Below are 21,027 nucleotides of genomic sequence, written 5' to 3'. Positions count from 1 at the left end.
GGGACGAAGAATCCGGGGAAGAACCCTTTATGTTCCGGATTCGTCGTGCCTGCATCGTCCCCCTGGTTCTTGGTGTCGCGCTGGGAGGAAGCGCCGATGTCGCGCACGCGCAGAAGGCCAAGCGTCGTGGTGGGGAAGTGCGTGAGGCATGGCCGGCGGACGCCAAGCGCAAGGCTCCGAGCAAGCCGCTCGTGCGCTGGCTCGCGCGGCAGGTCGGGCCGACGACGCCGACGACCAAGAAGCGGCGGTCGAGCAAGTCGAACGTCGCGTTCGCCGCGCAGAGCGCGGGTGGGAACAGCCTGCTGCTGATCCGCTCGTTCGACATCCCGATCAGCGACGCCGCGTACGGGCGGCTGACCGACGCGAGCTACACGTACGACAACGCGCTCGCCACGTTCGCGTTCCTGAGCGTCGGCGCGCAGTCGCAGGCCGTGCAGCTGCTCGACCAGCTCAAGGCGCTCCAGCGCACGGACGGGTCGATCGAGTACGCGTTCAATGTCAAGAGCGGGACGAGCGCCGCGCAGGTCCGTGCGGGCGCGATGGCGTGGGTCGGGTACGCCGCGCTCGCGTACAAGAAGGTCTACGACTCCACGAAGTACGACGCCGTGATCGCGGGCGTCGCGCGCTACCTGCTGACGCTGCGCAACAGCTCGGGCCTGATCAAGGGCGGCCCGGACGTGAACTGGGTCTCGACCCAGCACAACCTGCTCGCGACCGGCTTCCTGCGTGACCTCGCGGCCAAGCTCGGCACGCGCGGGACGCTCGGGACCGGGCTCTCCTATACAGAGGTCAACAACGCCGCGAACAGCCTCGGCAACGCGATCCTCGCCAACCTGATCGTGCAGGAAGGCTCGCTCGCGTACTTCCGCCAGGGTGTCGGCGACGTGAAGATCCCGGCCGACGTGCAGGCGCTCGGCGCGATGTACCTGCAGGCCCGCGGCGACGGTCGCGCCGCGCAGGTCGCCAACTACCTGCAGCAGCGGTTCTACGTCGCGCCGCGCGCGGCGACCGGCATCGGCACGCTCTCCGGCTTCCGCCCATACTCCGGGACCGGCGCGCCCGACGTGATCTGGTCGGAGGGCACGATCCAGGCCTCGCTGGCGCTGGACCGCACCAGCCTGCTCGGCCTGAGCGCGACCGCGGCGAACGCGGCGGTGCTGCAGATCGCGGGCACGGTCAAGACCAACACGGGTCCGGTCGGCGCCGACAAGGACTCGAGCTCGGAGGAATGGGGCGAGTACCACACGTGGGGCACGTCGGCCGCCGGCTCCTGGCTGCTGATCCGCGCGTCGAGCGCTCAGTTGCTCTTCGACAACTGATCCGTCGGCGCGGTCTGAAAGCCGCGCCGCTGCATGTCGCCCCAGGACTTCTTGCCGCGCAGGAGGTCCCAGAAGGCCAGGCCGCGCCAGAGATCCGTGAGCTGCCGGTAGCCGAGGTTCTCGACCGCGGCGTAGACCGACATGCGCAGGATCTCGCGGCCCCGCGGGTGGCGCCGGAACGAGAACTCCTCCAGGGCCAGCGCGGAGATCGAGAGCAGCTGGCCCAGCATCACCGCGAACACGAAGAACGCGAGCACGAACGGCCACGACAGCAGCCCGATCGCCCACGAGATCGGCAGCACCAGGTAGCCGATGAGCGCGAGCGGCGGGCCGAGCAGCTCGAAGACGATGAAGTACGGCATCGCGAGCATGCCCAGCGCGCCGTACTTCGGGTTCAGCGTCATCCGCTTGTGCCGCCACAGCGTCTCGAACAGCCCGCGCTGCCAGCGCCGGCGCTGCCTCGACAAGACCTTCAGCGTCTCCGGCGCCTCTGTCCAGCACACGGGATCCGGGACGAACTGCACGCGGTAGGGCTTGCCGTTCTCCCGCATGTACCGGTGCATGCGCACCACGAGCTCCATGTCCTCGCCGACCGTCGTGTGGTCCCAGCCGCCGACCGCCTCGACCGTCGAGCGCCGGAACAGACCGAACGCGCCGGAGATGATCAGCAGCGCGTGCAGCTGGCTCCACCCGACTCGGCCGACCAGGAACGCGCGGAAGTACTCGACCACCTGCAGCGTCGCGAGCCGGCTGGACGGCAGCCGGACCTCGGTCACGCGCCCGTCCTCGACCGTGCAGCCGTTCGCGATCCGCACGATGCCGCCGGTCGCGATCACCAGGTCGGGATCGTCGAGCAGCGGCTTGGCGACGCGCAGCAGCGCCTCCGGCTCGATGATCGCGTCGGCGTCGACCGCGCACACGTACGGGTACCGGGCCGCGTCCACGCCCGCGTTCAGCGCGTCGGCCTTGCCGCCGTTCTCCTTGTCGACGACCAGCAGCTCGTGGTGGCGCGCCGCGCGGTAGGTGCCGCGGATCGGCGCGTGCTGGACCGTCCCGCGCAGCGCCCGCGGCGCCTCGACCAGGTCGAAGGCGTCCTGCAGCTGCTGCATCGTCGAGTCCTTGGAGCCGTCGTTGATGACGATCACCTCGAACTCGGGGTAGCGCAGCTGCAGCAGCGCGTTGACGCTCTGGACGATCCCGGCCTCCTCGTTGTAGCCCGGGAGCAGGATCGAGATCGGCGGCGTCAGGGGTGAAGCGAGCGCCTCGTCGATCGCGGCGTACTCCAGCGAATGCAGGTAGCGCGTGATCGACCGCCACGCCAACGCCGTGAACCCGATGTAGATCAGGTTCAGCGCCGCGAAGTAGCCGATGACGATGACGCCGAAGACCTCGACGATGTCCCGCATCAGGCGATCCTTGCGAACCGGCTTCGCCGGTTGCTTCGGTCGCTTGATGCATCGCTTCGCGGATGCATCTAGGCGGGCTCCAGCTCGGCCAGCGCGGCGGCCTCGGCCAGGTGCGGGCTCGCACCCTCGTCGCCGCCGAGCCGCATCGCCCGCACCGGGTCGATCGCCGCGAGCGCCTGCGCGGCGGCCTGCGCGGGGTCGTACAGGTCGTCGCCGGCCTGGCGCGCCAGCGCGTCGAACGCATCACGGTCGCCGATCCGCCCGAGCGCGTGCGCGGCGGCCGTGCGCACGAACGGCGCGGGATCGTTCAACGCCGCACGCAACCCGCCGGCCGCGCGCCGGGTCCCGATCCGCCCCTGCGCCCGCGCCGCCGCCGCGCGGACCTCGGCGAACTCGCGCCAGCGGCTCGCCGCGATCGCGTGGTCCTCGCGCAGCGCCGCGTCCAGCCGGTCAGCGTCGCTCGCGTCGCCGGTGAAGCCGAGCAGCTCGATCGCGTTCGCACGCACGGCGGGCTCGTCCGCGTCCAGCAGCGAGCGCAACCCCGGCGCAGCCCGCGAGCCCATCGCCAGCAGCGCGCCGCCGGCGATCGCGCGCGGCACCTCATGCTCGGCCAAAGACCCCACGAGCCGCGGCACGGCCGCTTCGGCCTCGAGCATCCCGAGGCTGCGCGCGGCGGCGCTACGCACGTCGCGCGCGCGGTCGTCGAGCGCCCCGATCAAGGCCTCGATCGCGGAATCCGAGCCCATGTCGCCGAGCGCGAACGCGGCCGCCGCGCGCTGTGCGGAGCGCCGGGAGCGCACGCGGCGCAGCTCGCGCTGCACGTCCCCGCGTTCCTCGAAGAACGTCGCGATGCGCTCCCGGGGCTCGCCGCGCAGCTTGCGCGCGTAGCGGCCGAGAATGGCGGCGAGCGCGCGGGCCTCGGCGGTGCCGAGCCGCGGCAGGTCGACCTCCTCCCCGTCCACGAGCGCCAGCGCAACCGGGCGCAGCTCCGCTTCGAGCCTGGCGCGCCGGCGTTCCCGGCGACTCAGGGCGACCCGCCGGCCGACCAGCACGAACATCGTCGCCAGCGCCAGCACGGACAGCGCGGCGCCGAAGAGCTGGAGAAGCTCGATCACCTGACGCTCGAGCGTCTGGCCAGGATCGCCTGTACGCGCGAACGCAGCTCAGCCGGGCTGAACGGCTTGCGCAGGTAGTCGTCGGCGCCCGCCTCGAAGCCGCGGCTGACGTCCGCCTCCTGGACGCGCGCGGTGAGCAGGATGATCGGGATGTGCGCGGTGGCGGCGTCCGCGCGCAGCTGGCGCGTCACCTCGTAGCCGTTCAGGCCCGGCATCATCACGTCCAGGACCGCGAGGTCGGGCAGGTGCTCGCGCGCGGCGGCCACGGCCTGCTGCCCGTCCGCCGCCGTCACGACCGTGTAGCCGGCGCGCTCGAGGCGGAACGCGACGAGCTGGAGGATGTCCTCGTCGTCGTCGGCCACCAGCACCGTGCGCGGATCATCGCTCATAGTCGCGTCACCTCGTGGATCGGAATGGGGAGCTCCACCGTGAAAGTCGTACCGCTTCCGGGCTCGCTGCGAAGGCTGACCTCGCCCCCGTGCCCGCGGGCGATCGCGCGCACGATCGACAACCCGAGCCCGATGCCCTGGACTTCGGCGTCGGTGGCGCCACGGGCTCGGTAGAAGCGCTCGAACAGCCGGTCCTGCTCATCCTCGGGTATGCCTATGCCCGTATCGGTCACGGTGATCACGGCCGCTCCTTCGCACCGCTTGGAGGACACCGTGACACGACCGCCCGTGGGTGTGAACTTCACCGCGTTCGTCACGAGGTTGTCGACGACCTGGGACAGCCGGTCGGGGTCGCCGTCGAGCGCCGGGAGCGGCTCGGTCTCGGCGACCAGCTCGACGCCGGCCTGCTCGGCGCGCGGGCGGGCGGCCTCGACGGCTTCGAGCACGACCGACTCCAGGTTGACGTCGCGGCGGTCCAGGCTGAGCGTCCCGGCCTCGACCTGGGCGACGAACAGCAGGTCGCCGACGAGCCGCTGCAGCCGGCGCGCGTTGCGCTCGATCACGTTCAGGAAGCGCCGCTGCTCCTCCGGCACCTCCCCCGCCTCCTCCTCGAGCACGAGCTCCAGGTAGCCGATGATCGACGTCAGCGGCGTGCGCAGCTCGTGCGAGACGAGCGCGAAGAACTCGTTCTTGAGCCGATCGGCCTCGGCCTCGGCGCGGCGGCGCTCGAGCACCTCGGCGACGAGCTTGCCGATCGCGTCGAGCGCCTCGCTCAGGTCGTCGTCCACCGCCACGCGGCGGCGCTGCCAGAACTCGAACAGGCCGAACCCGGTCGGGCCGCTGGAGATCGGGATCGACACGGAGACGGGCAGGTCCTCGCCCGCGTAGTCCGGGTCCTGCCACTCCGCGGCGCGCCGCGGCTCGCCCGCGAGCGGGTCCGGCACCCAGTGCGTGGCGAGCGGCCAGCGCAGCGTGCGCCCGAGCGCCTCCAGGATGCGCGGCACCACGTCCTCGGTGGCGGCGGTCTCGGCCAGCGCCTGGCTGACAGCGCGCTGGGCCTCGCGTGAGCGCTCGTGAGCGACGCGCTCGCCGATGTCGCGCACGAAGCCGTTGACCTGCCAGGAGTCCCCGACCTTCAGCGGGGACACGGAGACCTCGATGTTCATGCGGTGCCCGTCGCGGTGCAGCGCGGGCACCTCGAAGCGCCGGGTCTCCATGCCCGCCGCGAGCAGCTCCTCGTGCTGGGTGCGGTACGCGTCCCGCCAGCGCGCCGGGATCAGCAGCTCGTCGACGAGCTGGTCGCGCGCTTCCCACTCCGAGTAGCCGAACAGCGCCTCGGCCTGCGGCGTCCAGGCCGTGATCCGGCGGTCGGCGTCGACCGCCACGAACGCGTCGTGAGCGGTCTCCAGCACGGCGCGGTTGATCTCGGCCGCGTACCGGGCCGACTCGAGCGCGAGCGCGTTCGAGAGCGCGACCGCGGCCGCGTCGGCCATCCGCTGCAACGTCGCCAGGTCCTTGGAGATCGGGTCCAGCAGCGTGACCGCGCCGAGCGGGCGCCCGGAGCTCGCGAGCGGGAGCAGCAGGTGGCGCTCGAGCTCGTCCGCGATCACGTCGGCCGTCAGCCGCTCCGGCAGCTCGCTCCGGTCGAGCGCGGCGGTCTCACGCAGCCGCAGCCCGTTCTCGGGCGTGACCGGATCGGCGACGTACAGCGCCCCGCCGCGCGCACCCGCCGCCGCGCGCAGCTTGCTCAGCAGCAGCGGGGCGAGCCGGTCGAGCTCCACCTCGGAGGTGAACGCCGACACGACGTCGTGGAAGGTCTCGATCCGCGCCTTCTCCAGCTCGAGCGCGTTGATCGTCACCGCGAGCTCGGCGCCCTGGGCCTCGAGCTCGGCGTTGTACACCTCGGACTCCTGGCGCGCGACGGCCAGCGACTCCGCCATCGAGTTGAACGAGCGGCTGAGCTCGGCGATCTCGCTCGCGCCGGACTCGTCGACACGCACCTCCAGGTCACCCCCGGCGACCCGCCGCGCCGCACGGGACAGGCGCTGGAGCGGGCGTGAGACGCGGCGCGCGCTCGCGTAGACGAGCGCCGCCAGCAGCAGCGGGATGCCGAGCAGGCCGATCGTCGCCAGCGTGATCGCCCGCGACGTGGACCCTTCCAGGTGCTGACGCTCCTCCCGCGCGGCCCGGTCTTCCCGGCTCACGAGGTCGCGGACGAGCACCCGGATCGCGTCGACCTGACGCTTGCCCGCGCCCGTGGCGATCACGATCGCGGCGGCCGCGGGGTCACGCTCCGCCCGCGCACGCTGGTCGCGCTGCCACTCCAGGTACGCGTTGCTGCGCTCCACCAGCCTGCCGGCCGTGCTCGCCTGCCGCGGGTCGCTCGCGGTGGCGTCGAGCAGGTCACGTTGCGCACCGGGCAGTGCGGTGATCGCGTGGGCGTGCGGCTGCAGGAACGTGTCGTCGCCGGTGACCACGTAGCCGCGCAGCCCGGTCTCGAGGTCGACGACGAGCGCGAGCGTGCGGTCTGCGGCCGCGGTGCGGTCGTTGGACACCTGCAGGCTGTCGGACGCGTCGCGCGCGTCGTTGACCAACGACAGCACCACCGCGAACGTGGCTACGCACAGCAGGAAGGCGATGCTGCCCACCAGGACGAGCCGAGCGGTGAGTCCGCGGGTCACTGGATTAACGTTGCCAATGTAAGCGCGGTCAAAACCGCGCGGGAGCGCCTACTTTCGCACCTTGACCGTCATCGTCATCTCCTCGTGCAGGGTGCAGACGATCTTGTAGGTCCCGGCGACGGTCAGCTTGCGCTTGAACTCGTAGTCGGTGGCGGCGCCTTCGGAGTGGAACTTCTTGACGCCCTTGGGCCCCGACTTCAGCTTGACGTCGTGCACGTCGCCGGCCTCCTCGAAGCCGGGCCAGCGCCACGTCACCGTCGTGTTCCTGCTCACGGTCAGCGTCTTCGGCGCGTAGTAGTTGTCGCCGAGCGCGATCGTCTTCTTGGTCGCGCCGTCGACGCCCGGCGTCGCGGCCAGGACCGCGACGCCGACGGCAGCGGCGATGCTTCTTTTGATCAATTGAACACCTCGAGCGGGGTGTACCCCTCGAGGGCCGGGTGCGGACGCTTGACCCAGCCGTTGAGCGCGCCGATGCCCGTCCAGCCGAGCATCGTGGCCCGCGCGTCGGCGCTGAACGCGTTCGTGCCGCCGCAGCCCGCCAGCGTCGAGCCGTCGGCCGGGAAGGTCGAGGTCGCCCCGCTGAAGCAGTTGTTGGTGCCGCTGCCGTCGTAGACGACGTCGCGGCCGTTGAGGTCGGTCCCGTTCAGGCCCCACACGTTGTTCTGGATCACGTTGTTGCGCAGCACCCGCGCCTCGGGCGTCTTCTCCACGAGGATGCTCTCGACGGCGACCACACCCGCGAGGTAGTTGCCGAAGATCCGGTTGTTCTCGATCCGGTTCCCGCGCCCGCCGAGCAGGATGACCCCGGTGCCGACCGGCGCCAGCGCCGCCACGCCGCTGTCGCGCTTGGCGAACGGCGGGTTGCCGGTGTGGAAGTTGAAGTTGTTCCAGAAGATGTCGTTGTCGATGATCACGTTGTCCTCGGCCGGCGGGTACTTCTCGCCGTCGAGGGCGTTGGGCGCGATCCCGAGCGCGTTGTTGAAGAACTTGGACTTCGTGATCGTCACGTAGCGCATGTTCGTGGCGCTGAACCCGAGCGGGCTCCCCCAGCCCTTGACGTTGCGGACCATCGTGCGGATCGGGGACGTCTGCGGCGGCGTCTGGCCGATGTAGAACGCGCCGTCGTTGACGTAGTAGGCCTCGGAGTTGAGGATCTCGCCGCCGATCGAGTTGAACGCGTACAGCCCGTACACGCCGGTCTGGCGCGCGATCAGGTGGTTCATCGAGTAGCCGTTGACGTTCGTGAAGAAGAACCCGTTGGCCTTGTAGCCACGGGCCATGAAGCCGTCGACGGTGACCTCGTCGGCCTCGTTGACGGCGACGCCGTTCTGCATCTTGCCCTTGGCCAGCAGGAGCACCTTGTCGGGGCTCTTGGCGTTGCCGATCAGCTTCAGGTAGCGCTTCTTGGTGCCCGTGATCCGCACCGCCTCGCGGTAGGTGCCGTTCTTGATGCGGATCGTGTCGCCGGCCTTGGCCTTGTCGACGGCCTTCTGGATCGTTGTGAAGTCACAACGGCCCTTGGCCTTGCAGACCGTGTGGGTCTTGAACGGTCCTTTGGGCTTGGCCTGGACCTTGCCCGGCTCGCTCGGCTCGGGGTACGTCTGGGCCTGCGCGGCGGCAGGACCGGCGAGCACGGCGGCGGCGACTGCGATGACGACGGCGGTGCGGCGCATCTGAGCTCCTTATTCGACGAGGTACCAACCGGCCATCCCGACGTCCTGGTGGGAGAAGACGTGGCAGTGGTAGAGCCAGCGGCCGGGGTTGTCCTCGGTGAAGCGAGCCCTGACGCACTCGTTCGCCCCGAACCCCGGGTTGTCGGTGAAGGCCCCCGCCGCGTCCTTCCAGCGGTGGCCGTGGATGTGGAACGTGTGGAAGTTCGAGTCCTGCCCGAAGACGTTGACCTCGACGTCCTCGCCCGGCCTGGCGGTCAGCGTCGGCGTGTTGCCCGCGTACGCGCGGCCGTTGAAGCAGTGGAAGTTGCGCTCCAGACGCGTGACCGGCGGCGCGAGCTGGTGCGCGAACAGGTTGTGCACGCGGTCGGGCTTCTTCGCGCCCTTCTCGCGCACGATGATCGCGCCGAAGAGCCCGCGGAACGAGTTGAGCGTGTGGTTGGGGCCGTGGTCGTGGTACGGCCAGGCGCCGACCGAGTCCGGCGTGCACTCCCACTGGTAGGTGAAGCTTTCGCCGGGCGCGACGAAGCCGCCGTCGCGCGTGAACTCGCCCATGTAGGCGCCGTCGTACTCCGGGTTGTACTTGACGCCGTGCGGGTGCATCGTCACGGCCTGGTCGAGCTTGGTGTCCGCGTTGCGGAAGTGCACGACGAGCACGTCGCCGACCTCGCCGGTGAGCAGCGGGCCGGGGATGGTCGGGTGGTCGACGAGGTAGGAGGCGAACCCGGGCGTCATCGCGCGGTAGACGAACGCGGTGAACGCGTTGCGCCCGCCGGTTGCGCGGCCGTGCCACTCGTCCTTGCCGGAGGGCGTGATCGCCCAGCGCGCCGTCTCGGCCTGGATCCAGTACTCGCGCCGGATGCCGCCGGGCTGCGGCTGGATCTGCGGGATGTCCTGCTTGAGCGAGGCGCCGAGCGGCTTCTGCACGCGCGCGGCGGCCCGGTCCGCGCGCTCGAGGCCGTTGGGCGCGGAGACGTCGATCTCCTCCCCGCCGATCGTGCACAAGAGCGCGACTCCGCCCGCCAGCCCGAAGAACGAGCGTCGCGTACTTTGTGGCGATTCGCGCATGACCGGCGCGGAATCTAGTACGGGCGTACTCCGTCCGCAAGTACGAACGTACCTGTACCGTTCAGCGCGATGCCCGCCACCCGTGCCGAGGCCTCTCAGCGCGTCCGTGAGTCGATCGTCGAGGCGACGGTGCGGATCGTCGCGCGCGAGGGCGTCGCGGCCGTCACGCACCGGCGGGTCGCGGCCGAGGCCGAGGTGTCGCTGTCCTCCACCACCTGGCACTACGCGACCAAGGCCGACATCCTCGAGGCCGCGCTGCACTGGAGCGCCGATCACGAGGTCGCGCGGATTGGCGCGATCGCCGAGCGGCTGGACGCGTTCGACGTCGGCGCGTGGGCGGACGAGCTCGCGGACTGGCTGCTCGAGCAGCTCGGCCCCGAGCGCGAGGCGACCGTGGCGCTGTACCGGCTGCAGGCCGAGCTGCTCGGCTCCCCGGGCGCGCTGGCCGTGCACCGCCAGTGGGGTCGCGGGCTCCGCGCGCTCGGCGACCAGGTGCTCGGCGAGGCCTCCGAGCTCGACGTGCGGCTCGTGATCGCCGCGCTCGACGGCCTGCGGATGACCGCCCTGGCCTCGGGCGAGCTCGACGAGCCACGCGTCCGCGCCGCCGTGCGCCGCCAGCTCGAAGCACTGCTCGGCTAGAGGGCCGCGCGGATCCGGCGCTGCAGGTCCGGCGCGCACGGGCCGCGGACGTCGCCGTGCTCGAGGTCGTCGAGCGTGATGTCGGCCAGCTGGCGGACCGTGATGTCGCGCACGTCCTCGTCGCCGTGCGCCCAGTGGACCGTGTAGGTCAGCGTGTGGTCGGGGCGCGCGTCGAGCTCCCTGATCAGGACGTCGATCGAGGCCCGCGCCCGCGTCTGGTCCTCGTCGGACCACGGGCAGAGCACGACCAGGCTGTACTGCACCGGCAGCTCGCGCTGGACCGTCGCCGGGAGCGGCGGGCCCTTGCGCAGCTCCGTCACGACGTCGCCCAGGAACGCGAACGCGATCAGGGCGGCGCAGAGCGCGGCCACACCGGCGCGGAGCTTCGGCGGCGCGTAGGCCAGCCCGCGCCCCACGGCGGTGAGCAGCACGCAGATCGGCCCGCCGAAGAGCGCCAGGAGCCCGAAGTCGTCGGTCGCGAGGTACAGGCCGGCGAGCGCGACGGCGACCGGGACGCCCAGCACCCACCAGCGCGCCACGCCGAGCCCGAGCAGCAGATGGGCCAGCGCCACGACCGTGGCGTTGAGCGTGCCGTCGTTGAGCGGCGGCCCGAGCGCCAGGTAGACGAGGGCCACGTAGCCGCCGAGTGCCAGCCACTGAACGCGCGTCATCGCGTTTAGGACATACCCACGGTGCCGATTACTGTTCCGTGTCCAAACGACTCATAACGGTCCTGTCCATCCTCACCCTGCTCGGGGTCGTCGTGATCGCCGTCGTCGTCTACGGCGTCACGACGTACGAGCGCTTTCGCGTGCCGTCGGAGTCGATGGTCCCGGGCACCGGCGTCGGCGCCCACGTCGCGCTCAATCACCGCGCCTACGGCGGCGACACGCAGCCCGCGATCGGCGACATCGTGATCTTCCATCCGCCCGACGGGGCCGAGACCAACGCGTGCGGCGGCGGACCGCCGCCGGCTGGGCAGATGTGCGGGAAGCCCACGGGTGAGCCGAGCACGGTCAAGTTCATCAAGCGCGTGGTCGCCGGCCCGGGCGATCGGGTCGCGATGGACGGAGACGGCCGGGTGATCCGCAACGGCACGCCGGCCCGCGAGCCGTTCGTCGCCGCGTGCGTGGCGGGCGAGAACACCGCGTGCGAGTTCCCCACCGAGTTCACCGTTCCCGTCGACCACTACGTGATGCTCGGCGACAACCGCGGCGCCTCGGACGACAGCCGGTTCTGGGGCCCGGTGCCCGAGGACTGGATCCTCGGCCGTGTCGAGAACTGCACGCTGCTCATCGTGGGCTGCTCCCCGCGGCGCTGACAAACTGCGATTACACGTGTAACCTCCCTCGTGCACACCAACCTCAGGGGGAGAGAGATGTTGCGGAGGAGTCTTGGCGTCGCCGGGGCGGCGCTGGCACTGGTCGTGCCCGCTACGGCGAGCGCGCAGCTCACCACGACCAGCTCGACGGACCTCACGCCACGCGTGAAGGAGTACGTCGGGACGAGCGTGGCGCTGAACGGGACCACGCGGCTGCGCGTGATCCTGCCGACGGGCTACGCGGAGAACCCGACCCGGCGCTACCCGGTCCTGTACCTGCTGCACGGCGCGTTCGACGACTACCGCTCGTGGGTCGACAAGGGCTTCGCGGAGCGCGTGAGCGAGCCGCATCAGATGATCATCGTGATGCCCGACGGCGGCACGTTCGGCTGGTACGCGAACCACGTCAACAACGGACCGCAGTGGGAGACCTTCCACATCGGCGAGTTGATCCCGTGGGCCGACGCGACCTTCCGCACCAAGCCGGAGCGCAGCGAGCGCGCGATCGCCGGCCTGTCCATGGGCGGCCACGGCACCGCGGCCTACTCGGGCCGGCACCCGGACCTGTTCGCGGCGGCCGAGGCGTTCAGCGGCGTCGTCAACCCGACGCAGCTCGGCCCGGGCGAGAACGTGTTCGGACCCAAGACGCCCGAGAACATCGCGCGCTGGGAGGGCAGTGACGGCACGTACCTGATCCCGAACTACCGCACCTACGCGCACTTCGGGCTGCGCACCGGCACCGGCCAGCCCGGCCCGTTCGACGCGCCCACCCGCCCGGTCGACACGCTCGAGCAGTCGCTCTACGCCCAGAACACGAACATGCACAACAAGCTCACCGCGGCCGGCATCGCGCACACGTGGGAGGAGTTCCCGGGCACGCACACGTGGCCGTACTGGGAGCGCGATCTGGGCAAGGCGCTGCCGGAGTTCCAGCGGGTGTTCGACGGTGACGTCGCGACGCCCGCGCAGGTGAACGTCTCGCTGCCGGACAACCAGTGGACGCGCTGGGGCTGGTCGGTCGGCTTCGACAGCGCACGGCCGCTCGCGTGGACGACGCTCGCCCGCGCCGACGCCACCGGCTTCACGCTCACGGGCAAGGGCGCCGCGACCGTCAAGACCCCAGCCGGGCTCTACCCGGCGGGCAAGCAGTACAAGGCCAACGGCGCCGCGGTCACCGCCGCGCAGGACGGGAGCCTGACGATCCCGGTCGACCTCGGCACGGGCAGCACGGTCGCGGTGTTCGTCGGCGCGCTGAGCACCGAGCTTCCCGGCACCGTCGGTGGGACCGTGCCGGCGACGCTCAGCCTCACGCTCGGCGCGCCGGCGACATTCGGCACCTTCACGCCGGGCGTCGAGCAGGACTACACGGCGACCACCGACGTCACCGTGACCTCCACCGCCGGTGACGCGGCGCTCAGCGCGACGCCCGCCGGGAAGCTGACCAACGGCGCGTTCAGCCTCGTGGAGCCGCTGCGGGTCGAGCCGGCCAAGGCCGCTTGGAACGGCCCGACCTCCGGCGAGAAGGTCGGCGTCACGTTCAAGCAGCTCGTCAAGCGCACGGACCCGCTGCGCACCGGCTCGTACTCGACGACCGTGACGTTCACGCTCTCGACGACGAACCCGTAGGCCGCGGCGCTACCGGGTCGAGTAGCCCCCGCGGCACTCGACCCGGTCGCCGATGATGTGCACGCGCACGATCCCGCCGTAGCGACCCTTGAAGTACGCGTCGGCCTCGGCCTGCGTGCGCCGCGTGATCACGTACACGTGGACCACCTGCTCGGACTCGCCCTGCTCGGCCTGCGTGACGTAGAAGTCCTCGAGGTACCCGTCACCCGCGCGGGCGTCGTCGCCGATGTACTGCGCGAGCGCGTCGAACCAGTCGCGTGGGACGGTCGAGCGCTCGAAACGGATCGGCGCGTCCGTCAGCTTCTCGAGCTCCCGCACGTGGAACGCGAAGCGGCGGATGAAGCGCACGATCAGGTACGGCGGCTCCGGATAGCGGGCGACCAGCGTCGTCCCACCCCAGTCCGGGTACACGCGCCCGCCGAACACGTAGTCGTGCACGTCGCGGTCGAAGTCCACCTTCTGGACCTCGTCGCGCCAGCGCTGCTCCTCCGGCGTGTAGCGCTGCTCGGCGTCGATCAGCGTCTGCACGAACGCCGGGTCGGCGTTCATCCCCTGCTCGGCGCGCTCGCGGATGAGCGACTCGAGCGGCGTCCGCACGGGCCGCACCGGGCACGGCGGCGCGCCGGGTGAAGGGCCGGTCTGGACGAGCCGCACGCCGTTCGCGGCGTCGATCACGGGACGGTCGCCGAGCGGTGCCGACAGGCGCACGACCGCCTTGCCGCCGGAGTCGCCGAAGCCCGGGTAGACGCTGAAGGCGGACACGATCCCGATCGCCACGCGGTCGCCGCGCTCGGTGAGCTCCACCCGCACCGGCTTTTCGGGCGCGTCCGTCCAGCTCACGGTCACGCTCATCCCGTCCGGCGCGATCTCGTACCCCGACGCGGTCGTGCAGCGCTCGAACGTCTTCGACGTGCGCGGGCGCGCGCGCACGACCGAGCCGTAGCGGCGGGCGAAGTAGCGGACGGCGTCCTTGCGCTTGGTGATCACCTCGACGTCGATCCGGTCGAGCCCCCAGTCCGTGTCGGAGCCGACCACCTCGAACCCCGCCCGCGCGAGGGCCTTGTCGTCGTCCTGGATGCGCTTCTGGATGCGATCCTTGGCGTCGTAGCTGTAGCGCACCCGCACGACCCGGGTGTGGCGCGGATAGGACGCGCGGCGCAGGATCGCGGCGCGATGCGCGGCCGGGTCGCCGGCGACGAACACGGCCATGTACGGGCCGCGCGGCCAGTCGTCCTTGACCTCCCAGAACGCGTTGATCTCCGGCCGTGCCCGCATGTAGCGGCCGACCTTCGCGCCGACGCCGAGCCGGTTGCGCAGGTCCAAATAGCGGTCCTCGGCCTTGGTCACGCGGATGCCGTGCCGGCGGGAGGGCGGGCCGGCCGCGATCAGCTTCGCAACGTACGCGCGGTCCTGCCGGAAGCCGTGGGCGTCGCGGACGCGGATCTCGTCGCGCAGCGTCTGCTCCGCCCGCTCTTCCGGGCCGGTGACGAGGCACGCACGCGCCTGGGCGGACGCGGGAACGACCAGCATGATGAGGACGGCGAGCAGGAGTCGTGGCACGTCGCCGTTATGCCCGTTCCCCGAGTATTCAGCCCTTGGTCGCCCCCAGCGTGAGGCCGCCGATGAAATGCCGCTGGAGCGCGAAGTAGACGGCGAGCGTCGGGAGCGCGGCCACGAGCGACGCCGCCGCGATCAGGTTGTTGTCGGTGAAGAACTGCCCCTGCAGGCCGGCGAGCGCGGACGTGATCGGCCGCTTGTCGCCGGTCTGCATCAGCACCTGGGCCCAGAAGAAGTCGTTGTAGATCCAGGTGAACAGCAGGGTCGCGAGCGCGGCGAGCGGCGGCCGGCACAGCGGCATCACGATCTGCCAGAACTGGCGCCAGACGTTCGCGCCGTCGACCATCGCGGCCTCGTTGAGCTCCATCGGGATCGTCTTCATGTAGTTCGACAGCACGAAGACGCAGAAGCCCAGCTGGAACGCGACGTGGATGCCGATGATCCCCCAGTAGGAGTCGTAGAGCGACTCGCTGTCGCTCATGAACTCGGGCAGCGGGATCTCCAGGAACAGCCGGTACAGCGGCGTGATGATCACCTGCTGCGGGAGCAGGTTGCCGGCCGTGAACAGCATCAGCAGCGGCAGGTTGAACTTCCACGAGAAGCGCGAGACCGTGAACGCGACCCCGCTCGCGAACGTCAGCGTCAGCAGGATCGCGGGCACGGTCACGATCAGCGAGTTCAGGTAGTAGTGCGGCAGGTCCGCCTGCGTCCACGCCGTTCGGTAGTTCTCGAACGTCAGCGTGTGCGCGATCGACACGTAGCCGTGCTCGGCGGTGTCGCTGTAGGGCCGCAGCGACGTGTAGAGCGCGTACAGCACCGGGAACAGCCACAGCAGCGTGACCGCGGCCAGGAAGCAGTGGACGCCGACGCGCGAGCGCTTCACGGGCGCTGCTCCCGGCGGAAGTTCTGGACCAGGTAGGTGACGATGAACCCGAGCGCCAGGACGAGCAGGATCGTCCCGATCGCCGACCCGTAGCCGATCCGGCTGGCCTCGCCGACGATGTTGTCGTACACCAGGACGGACAGCAGCTCGAGCCCGTTCTTGCCGCCGTTGACGACGTAGACGATGTCGAACGCCCGTAGCGACTCGATCACCGTGACCACGAGCACGACGACGTTGATCGGCTTCAGGACCGGGAAGATCACCTGCCGGAACGTCTGCCACTCGTTCGCGCCGTCCACCCGCGCGGCGTCCCGCAGCGACTCGTCGACGCTCTTCAGCCCGGCGAGGTAGAGGACCATGATGTACCCGACGTGGCGCCAGCTCGCCGCGATCATCATCGCCCACAGGTTCAGGTCCGGGTTGCCGAGCCAGTCCGGCCCCGTCCCCTGCTGGCCGATCAGCCCGTTGATGAACCCCTGGTCCTGCGAGTAGAAGAGCTGGGCGATGAACCCGACCAGCACCAGCGAGAGCATCACCGGCAGGTACAGCGCGCTCTGGTAGAGGCGGCTGAAGCGGATCGCGCGGTCCAGCACGACGGCGAGGAAGATCCCGAACGTCGTCGGGATCAGGATGAAGAACGCCAGCCAATAGAGGTTGTGGCGCAGCGCCGGCCAGAACGGCGGGTAGATCGAGAAGATCTGCGAGTAGTTGCGGGTGCCGACCCACTCGATCGTGCCGACGCCGCCGATCCCGTCCCAGGACGTGAACGACAGCCCGACCGAGGCCAGGGCGGGGAACCACACGAACGCCAGCAGCAGCACCGTGGGCACCCCGCACATGACGGCGAGGACCAGCTTGTCGGTCTTCGGAAGACGCACGCGCCTACGTGAAGATCGTCTTCTTCTGGTCCTCGATCTTCTTCGTCAGCCCGGCCACGTCGTCGGGGTTCTTGATGAAGTCCTGCAGCGACGGGATCATCACCGTCGAGGCGAAGTCCGGCCGCGTGTCGCGGTCCATGAACTGCGTGATGTTCGACGCGCCGTTGATCAGCTCGACCGCCTTCTTCTGCAGCGCGCTGTAGCTGTTCGTGTCGGCGTCGTTGGCGGTGGCGATGTTGTTCGGGTCCGACTGCAGGTACGTGCCCTGCGCGGCCGCCGATGCGAGGTACTTCATCAGCGCCTTCGCCCCGTCCTCGTTCTCGGGCTTCTTGGAGAGCATGAAGCCGTCGATCGGCGCGTCCAGCGTGTCGGCGCCGATGGTCGAGTCGATCTCCGGGAAGTTGAAGAAGTCCAGGTCGTCGCGGTTGGCGCCCTCGAACTGCTGGCCGACGAACATGCCGAGGAAGTACATGCCGGCCTTCTTGGTGGCCACGCTCTGCGCCGCCTCCTGCCACGTGCGGCCGAGCGAACCCTCCTGGTGCAGCGGCAGGAGCTCGCGCCAGGTCTCGAAGACCTTGACGACCTTCGGGTCCTGCCAGGACGCCTCGCCCTTCATCAGCTGCATGTGGAAGTCGTAGCCGTTGATGCGCAGGTTGAGGATGTCGAAGGTCCCCATCGCGGGCCAGCCGTCCTTGTCGGCGAACGCGATCGGCGCGAGCCCGTCGGCCTTCATCTTCGCCCCGAGCGTCTTGAGCTCGTCGAGCGTGGCCGGCACCTCGTAGCCCTTCTCCTCCCACACGCTCTTGCGGTAGAAGACGGCCCAGGGGTAGTAGTAGAACGGGATGAAGTACTGCTTGCCGTCGAGCCCCGTCGACGCCTGCTTGAGCGCGTCCGAGTAGTTGCCGCCGACCTCGCCCCAGACGTCGGAGATGTCCGTCGCCAGGCCGCGCTCGGCGAAGAACTGCATCCGGTAGCCGGCGAACCACGTAAAGACCTCGTCCGGCTTGCCCTGCAGGTAGCTGTTGATCTGCTCCTGGAAGGTGTTGTGGTCGACCGTGTTGACCTTCACGGTCCCGCCCGTGGCCGTCTTGAAGGCCTCGAAGACCTTCGCGTAAGCCTCCTTCGGGACCGGGTCGGACGCGTTGGAGCCGAACGAGACCGTGCCCACGGCCTCCTTGGCGCCGCTCGCCCCGCCGCCTCCCGAAGCTCCGGTCGGCGCGTCGTCTCCGCCACAGGCCGCGAGCACGCCGGGCAGCGCGAACGCCGTCGCCGTTCCAGCAGCCCGTAACAGCAGGTTGCGACGGCTGAGCGTCGCCGCCTCCGCATCCAGCATGCTCTCTCCTCTCGTGAGCTCCCGCAAAACCACGGGACCTACCAAAAGCCTCCCGCATAACACCACTTGACTGGTGGAACTGTCAAGTCTGAGCGCTCCGGTTGTTGATTTCTGGTGGAACTTGCGGAAGACTCGCCCCCCGATGCTCGCCCGCCAGCGCCAGGAGCGGATCCTCGAGGCTCTGCGTGCCTCCGGCGGGGTCCGTGTCTCAGACCTCACCGAGGAGCTCCAGGTGAGCTACATGACGATCCGGCGCGACCTGGACGCGCTGGCTGAGCGCGGGCTCGTCGACAAGGTCCACGGCGGCGCGACGATCGCTTCCCAGCGCAGCGCGGACGAGCCGGGTTTCGAGGCCAAGTCCCTGCGCGAACAGCCCGAGAAGGAGGCGATCGCGGTCGCGGCCGCGGCGCTCGTCAAGCCCGGGACGGCGATCGCGGTCACCGCGGGGACGACGACGTGGGCGCTCGCCCGCTACCTGCGCGACATCCCGAACCTCACCGTGGTCACCAACTCGATCCCGGTCGCCCAGATCATGCGCCACAGCGGGCGCACCGACCTGTCCGTGGTGCTCACGGGCGGGCTGCGGACGCCGTCGGACGCGCTCGTCGGGCCGGTCGCGGACGCCGCGCTGCGCAACATGCACGTGGACCTGCTGTTCATGGGCGTGCACGGCATGGACGAACGCGCGGGGCTCACGACGCCGAACCTGCTGGAGGCCGAGACCAACCGCGCGCTGCTGCGCTCAGCACGGCAGCTCGTGGTCGTCGCCGACCACACCAAGTGGGGCATCGTCGGGCTCAGCACCATCGCGTCGCTCGGCGCGGCGGACGTGCTCGTCACCGACAGCGGGATGCCGCCGGAGGCCCGCGAGGTGCTCGCCGAGCACGTCGGCGAGCTGCTCATCGCGCCGGGGCAATGACGGCCGCGCCGCCCGCCTCGAGCGGGCCGTGGCCGGGGACGTCGACCGCTTCGGCGGTGTGGTTGAAGACGAAGACGTGGTCGCCGCGGCGGACGCGCTCGACGCCGAGCGGCAGCTCGGGGAGCAGCGGCTGGACGCCGGCGGCCTGCCACGCCCAGCGGAGCACGTGCGTGGTCCCGGCCTCGTCGAGCCGCGTGGCGAGGTACCAGGCGTCGCCGTGGCGGGTCACGGCCGGCGTGCCGTCGTCGAAGCGCAGCAGCGCCTCGGCGCCCTCCAGGCGGACGTCCTCGCTCCAGACCGTCGCCGTGAACTCCCCCACGCGGCGCTCGCCGACGAAGGGGCGGAACTCCTCCACGCGGATCCCGAGCCGCTCGCGGAACGCGCCCGGGTAGCCGCCCAGCAGGACGCCGTCGTTGGCGTCGACGATGCCGCTGAAGTACGAGATCACGACGTGCCCGTCGTAGTCGTCCAGGAAGTCCGGGTCGCGCACGAGGTACAGGCTCGGGACGAGCACGAGCTTGTAGGCGCTCAGGTCGGCCCCGGGTGCGGCGACGTCGACCGTGACGCCGGCCTGCCAGAGCACGCCGTGGAAGGCGCGGACCCGGTCCAGGTAACTGACCTGGTCCGACGGGTGCGAGTCCAGCTCGACCGCCCACCAGCTCTCGTAGTCCCACACGAGCGCGACTTCGGCGTGCACGGGCTGGTCGAGCACGGCGCTCAGCCCTTCCAGCTCCTCCCCCAACGCGACGACCTCGCGCCACAGTCGGGTGTCCGTGCCCGCGTGCGGGACGAGCCCGGAGTGGAACTTCTCCGCGCCGCGCTGGGACGCGCGCCACTGGAAGAACAGCGCGCCGTTCGAGCCCCGGGCGAGGTGCGCGAGGCTGTTGCGGCGCAGTTCCCCGGGCGCCTTGGCGAGGTTCACCGGCTGCCAGTTGACGGCGCTCGTGGAGTGCTCCATCAGCAGCCACGGCCGGCCGCCGGCGAGCCCGCGCGTGAGGTCGCCGGAGAGCGCGAGGTCCAGGTTCGCGTCGCCCTCGTGCGGGCGCAGGTAGTGGTCGGTGGAGACGACGTCGACGTCAGGCGCCCACGCGAAGTAGTCGACGGGCTTGAACGACGGCGTCATGAAGTTCGTCGTCACCGGCACGTCGGGCGTGACGCGGCGCAGCACGGCGAGCTCCGCCCGGTAGCACTCCAGCAGCTCGTCCGAGCTGAAGCGCGCGAAGTCCAGCTGCTGCGACGGGTTCGGGAAGGTCGGTGCGGCCCGCGGCGGGTGGATCTCCTCCCAGTCGTAGTAGCGCTGGCTCCAGAACGCGGTGCCCCAGGCGTCGTTGAGCGCGTCGAGCGTGGTGTAGCGGTCTCGCAGCCAGGCGCGGAACGCGGCCGCGCTGACGTCGCAGTAACAGGCGCTGACGTGGCAGCCGTACTCGTTATTTACGTGCCACAGCTCGAGCGCGGGGTGTTCGGCGTAGCGCGTGGCGAGCCGGTGCACGAGCTTGGTCGCCGCCTCGCGGTAGGCGCCGCTGCTCGGGCAATAGGCCTGGCGCCCGCCCGGCCACAGCGTCGTGCCCTCGCGGGTGACGGGCAGCGACTCGGGATGGCGGCGGCTGAACCACGGGGGCGGTGACGCGGTGGCCGTCGCGAGATCTACACGCACGTCGTTGGCGTGCAGCAGGTCGAGGATCCGGTCCAGCCACCCGAAGTCGTACGTCTCGGGCTCCGGCTGCAGCGTCGCCCATGAGAACACGCCGACCGTCACGAGGTTCACGCCCGCCTCGCGCATGAGCCGGACGTCCTCGAGCCACGTCTCCTCCGGCCACTGCTCGGGGTTGTAGTCGCCGCCGTAGGCGACGCGTCCCGTCGACAGCCTCCACCCAGACACGTGCGAGTTCTATCGCAGTTCACCGTCCAGGGCGACGTCTTCCCGGACAACCCGGACGACCCCGACGCGAGCGGCGAGAACAACCTCGGCGCGTCGCTCCGGCGCGTGCTCGAGCACGGCCGCCCGGACACGATGCCCGTGCAGAAGTACGACATCCGCCGCCCGGACGGCACGTTCGAGGTGCGCCACTGAAGCCCGGTCAACTCGCCCGTGCTCGGCGCCGACGGCGCGGTCGCGTACGTCGTGCACCGGGTCGAGGACATCGGCACCTCGTCGCGCCGCTCGATCCGCACGTCAGAACCCGATCCTGAGGGGTCAAGGCCCGGCGCGGGCTGCCGATTCCG

General features: G+C 70.6%; 19 protein-coding genes. 6 read left to right on the top strand and 13 right to left on the bottom strand.

Annotated elements, in window-relative coordinates; all coding sequences use genetic code 11:
- The first annotated feature begins 29 nt into the window (after nt 1-29).
- The gene (locus OJ997_RS22675; protein WP_270027524.1) at nt 30-1,319 is read left to right on the top strand and encodes a hypothetical protein; all 1,290 of its coding nucleotides are present in this window, start codon (nt 30-32) and stop codon (nt 1,317-1,319) included.
- Here the strand turns inward: OJ997_RS22675 and OJ997_RS22670 are convergent.
- The 7 genes from OJ997_RS22670 to OJ997_RS22640 all read right to left on the bottom strand — a co-directional run bounded on the left by OJ997_RS22670 (nt 1,298) and on the right by OJ997_RS22640 (nt 9,648).
- Nucleotides 1,298-2,725 carry a glycosyltransferase family 2 protein gene (locus OJ997_RS22670; protein WP_270027523.1) on the bottom strand — a complete coding sequence of 476 codons (1,428 nt, stop codon included), beginning with the start codon at nt 2,723-2,725 and terminating at the stop codon, nt 1,298-1,300. The two genes, OJ997_RS22675 and OJ997_RS22670, sit on opposite strands and share 22 nt — an antisense overlap.
- A gap of 68 nt (nt 2,726-2,793) precedes the next feature.
- Nucleotides 2,794-3,840 carry a HEAT repeat domain-containing protein gene (locus OJ997_RS22665; RefSeq protein WP_270027522.1) on the bottom strand — a complete coding sequence of 349 codons (1,047 nt, stop codon included), beginning with the start codon at nt 3,838-3,840 and terminating at the stop codon, nt 2,794-2,796.
- On the bottom strand, nt 3,837-4,229 hold the full coding sequence (locus tag OJ997_RS22660; protein WP_270027521.1) for a response regulator transcription factor: 393 nt from the start codon (nt 4,227-4,229) through the stop codon (nt 3,837-3,839). Before OJ997_RS22660 ends, OJ997_RS22665 begins: the two co-directional genes overlap by 4 nt.
- Nucleotides 4,226-6,910, bottom strand: coding sequence for an ATP-binding protein (locus OJ997_RS22655; RefSeq protein WP_270027520.1), 2,685 nt, complete (start codon nt 6,908-6,910; stop codon nt 4,226-4,228). Before OJ997_RS22655 ends, OJ997_RS22660 begins: the two co-directional genes overlap by 4 nt.
- A gap of 48 nt (nt 6,911-6,958) precedes the next feature.
- Nucleotides 6,959-7,309 (bottom strand): cupredoxin domain-containing protein, encoded by a 351-nt coding sequence (locus OJ997_RS22650; protein ID WP_270027519.1) that lies wholly within the window; start codon nt 7,307-7,309, stop codon nt 6,959-6,961.
- The gene (locus tag OJ997_RS22645; protein WP_270027517.1) at nt 7,306-8,583 is read right to left on the bottom strand and encodes a right-handed parallel beta-helix repeat-containing protein; all 1,278 of its coding nucleotides are present in this window, start codon (nt 8,581-8,583) and stop codon (nt 7,306-7,308) included. The genes OJ997_RS22650 and OJ997_RS22645 overlap by 4 nt, the downstream gene beginning before the upstream one ends.
- 9 nt (nt 8,584-8,592) lie before the next feature.
- The gene (locus OJ997_RS22640; RefSeq protein WP_270027516.1) at nt 8,593-9,648 is read right to left on the bottom strand and encodes a multicopper oxidase domain-containing protein; all 1,056 of its coding nucleotides are present in this window, start codon (nt 9,646-9,648) and stop codon (nt 8,593-8,595) included.
- A gap of 69 nt (nt 9,649-9,717) precedes the next feature.
- Between OJ997_RS22640 and OJ997_RS22635 the strand changes: the two genes are divergently transcribed.
- Nucleotides 9,718-10,287, top strand: a complete 570-nt coding sequence (locus OJ997_RS22635) for a TetR/AcrR family transcriptional regulator (protein WP_270027515.1) — start codon at nt 9,718-9,720, stop codon at nt 10,285-10,287.
- On the opposite strand, the gene OJ997_RS22630 is transcribed toward OJ997_RS22635, so the two are convergent.
- Nucleotides 10,284-10,958, bottom strand: coding sequence for a hypothetical protein (locus tag OJ997_RS22630; protein WP_270027514.1), 675 nt, complete (start codon nt 10,956-10,958; stop codon nt 10,284-10,286). The two genes, OJ997_RS22635 and OJ997_RS22630, sit on opposite strands and share 4 nt — an antisense overlap.
- Before the next feature lie 38 nt (nt 10,959-10,996).
- Between OJ997_RS22630 and lepB the strand changes: the two genes are divergently transcribed.
- Nucleotides 10,997-11,608: a signal peptidase I gene (gene lepB, locus OJ997_RS22625; RefSeq protein ID WP_270027512.1), complete on the top strand. Its 612-nt coding sequence runs from the start codon at nt 10,997-10,999 to the stop codon at nt 11,606-11,608.
- 57 nt (nt 11,609-11,665) lie between these two features.
- Nucleotides 11,666-13,234: an alpha/beta hydrolase-fold protein gene (locus tag OJ997_RS22620; RefSeq protein WP_270027511.1), complete on the top strand. Its 1,569-nt coding sequence runs from the start codon at nt 11,666-11,668 to the stop codon at nt 13,232-13,234.
- A gap of 9 nt (nt 13,235-13,243) precedes the next feature.
- Here the strand turns inward: OJ997_RS22620 and OJ997_RS22615 are convergent, their stop codons facing one another.
- Genes OJ997_RS22615 through OJ997_RS22600 form a run of 4 tightly spaced genes read right to left on the bottom strand, consistent with a single transcriptional unit; the run spans nt 13,244 to nt 17,885 of the window.
- Entirely contained in the window at nt 13,244-14,794 is a 1,551-nt protein-coding gene (locus OJ997_RS22615) for a hypothetical protein (protein ID WP_270027510.1), read from the bottom strand.
- Between the two features lie 28 nt (nt 14,795-14,822).
- Complete coding sequence (locus OJ997_RS22610; protein ID WP_270027509.1) at nt 14,823-15,674, bottom strand: carbohydrate ABC transporter permease; 852 nt, start codon at nt 15,672-15,674, stop codon at nt 14,823-14,825.
- Nucleotides 15,671-16,552, bottom strand: coding sequence for a carbohydrate ABC transporter permease (locus OJ997_RS22605; RefSeq protein WP_270027508.1), 882 nt, complete (start codon nt 16,550-16,552; stop codon nt 15,671-15,673). The genes OJ997_RS22610 and OJ997_RS22605 overlap by 4 nt, the downstream gene beginning before the upstream one ends.
- A gap of 4 nt (nt 16,553-16,556) precedes the next feature.
- Nucleotides 16,557-17,885 (bottom strand): ABC transporter substrate-binding protein, encoded by a 1,329-nt coding sequence (locus tag OJ997_RS22600; RefSeq protein ID WP_270027507.1) that lies wholly within the window; start codon nt 17,883-17,885, stop codon nt 16,557-16,559.
- A gap of 142 nt (nt 17,886-18,027) precedes the next feature.
- Between OJ997_RS22600 and OJ997_RS22595 the strand changes: the two genes are divergently transcribed.
- Entirely contained in the window at nt 18,028-18,804 is a 777-nt protein-coding gene (locus OJ997_RS22595; RefSeq protein WP_270027506.1) for a DeoR/GlpR family DNA-binding transcription regulator, read from the top strand.
- Here the strand turns inward: OJ997_RS22595 and OJ997_RS22590 are convergent.
- Nucleotides 18,785-20,683 carry a beta-galactosidase gene (locus tag OJ997_RS22590; RefSeq protein ID WP_270027505.1) on the bottom strand — a complete coding sequence of 633 codons (1,899 nt, stop codon included), beginning with the start codon at nt 20,681-20,683 and terminating at the stop codon, nt 18,785-18,787. The genes OJ997_RS22595 and OJ997_RS22590 overlap by 20 nt on opposite strands.
- Between OJ997_RS22590 and OJ997_RS22585 the strand changes: the two genes are divergently transcribed.
- Nucleotides 20,684-20,875 (top strand): hypothetical protein, encoded by a 192-nt coding sequence (locus tag OJ997_RS22585; protein ID WP_270027504.1) that lies wholly within the window; start codon nt 20,684-20,686, stop codon nt 20,873-20,875. It abuts the gene before it with no gap.
- Nucleotides 20,876-21,027: the final 152 nt, after the last annotated feature.

The organism is Solirubrobacter phytolaccae (genome assembly GCF_027587195.1).
Taxonomy (GTDB): Bacteria; Actinomycetota; Thermoleophilia; order Solirubrobacterales; family Solirubrobacteraceae; genus Solirubrobacter; species Solirubrobacter phytolaccae.
Note: the sequence above shows the minus strand (reverse complement) of the source record. Positions and strands in the feature narration are given on the sequence as shown.

Bases quoted from the DNA above. Each gene is read 5' to 3' on its own strand.
- OJ997_RS22675 (WP_270027524.1), top strand. From the start codon at position 30: ATGTTCCGGATTCGTCGTGCCTGCATCGTCCCCCTGGTTCTTGGTGTC.
- OJ997_RS22670 (WP_270027523.1), bottom strand. From the start codon at position 2,725: ATGCGGGACATCGTCGAGGTCTTCGGCGTCATCGTCATCGGCTACTTC.
- OJ997_RS22660 (WP_270027521.1), bottom strand. From the start codon at position 4,229: ATGAGCGATGATCCGCGCACGGTGCTGGTGGCCGACGACGACGAGGAC.
- OJ997_RS22645 (WP_270027517.1), bottom strand. From the start codon at position 8,583: ATGCGCCGCACCGCCGTCGTCATCGCAGTCGCCGCCGCCGTGCTCGCC.
- OJ997_RS22640 (WP_270027516.1), bottom strand. From the start codon at position 9,648: ATGCGCGAATCGCCACAAAGTACGCGACGCTCGTTCTTCGGGCTGGCG.
- OJ997_RS22635 (WP_270027515.1), top strand. From the start codon at position 9,718: ATGCCCGCCACCCGTGCCGAGGCCTCTCAGCGCGTCCGTGAGTCGATC.
- OJ997_RS22630 (WP_270027514.1), bottom strand. From the start codon at position 10,958: ATGACGCGCGTTCAGTGGCTGGCACTCGGCGGCTACGTGGCCCTCGTC.
- OJ997_RS22620 (WP_270027511.1), top strand. From the start codon at position 11,666: ATGTTGCGGAGGAGTCTTGGCGTCGCCGGGGCGGCGCTGGCACTGGTC.
- OJ997_RS22600 (WP_270027507.1), bottom strand. From the start codon at position 17,885: ATGCTGGATGCGGAGGCGGCGACGCTCAGCCGTCGCAACCTGCTGTTA.
- OJ997_RS22595 (WP_270027506.1), top strand. From the start codon at position 18,028: ATGCTCGCCCGCCAGCGCCAGGAGCGGATCCTCGAGGCTCTGCGTGCC.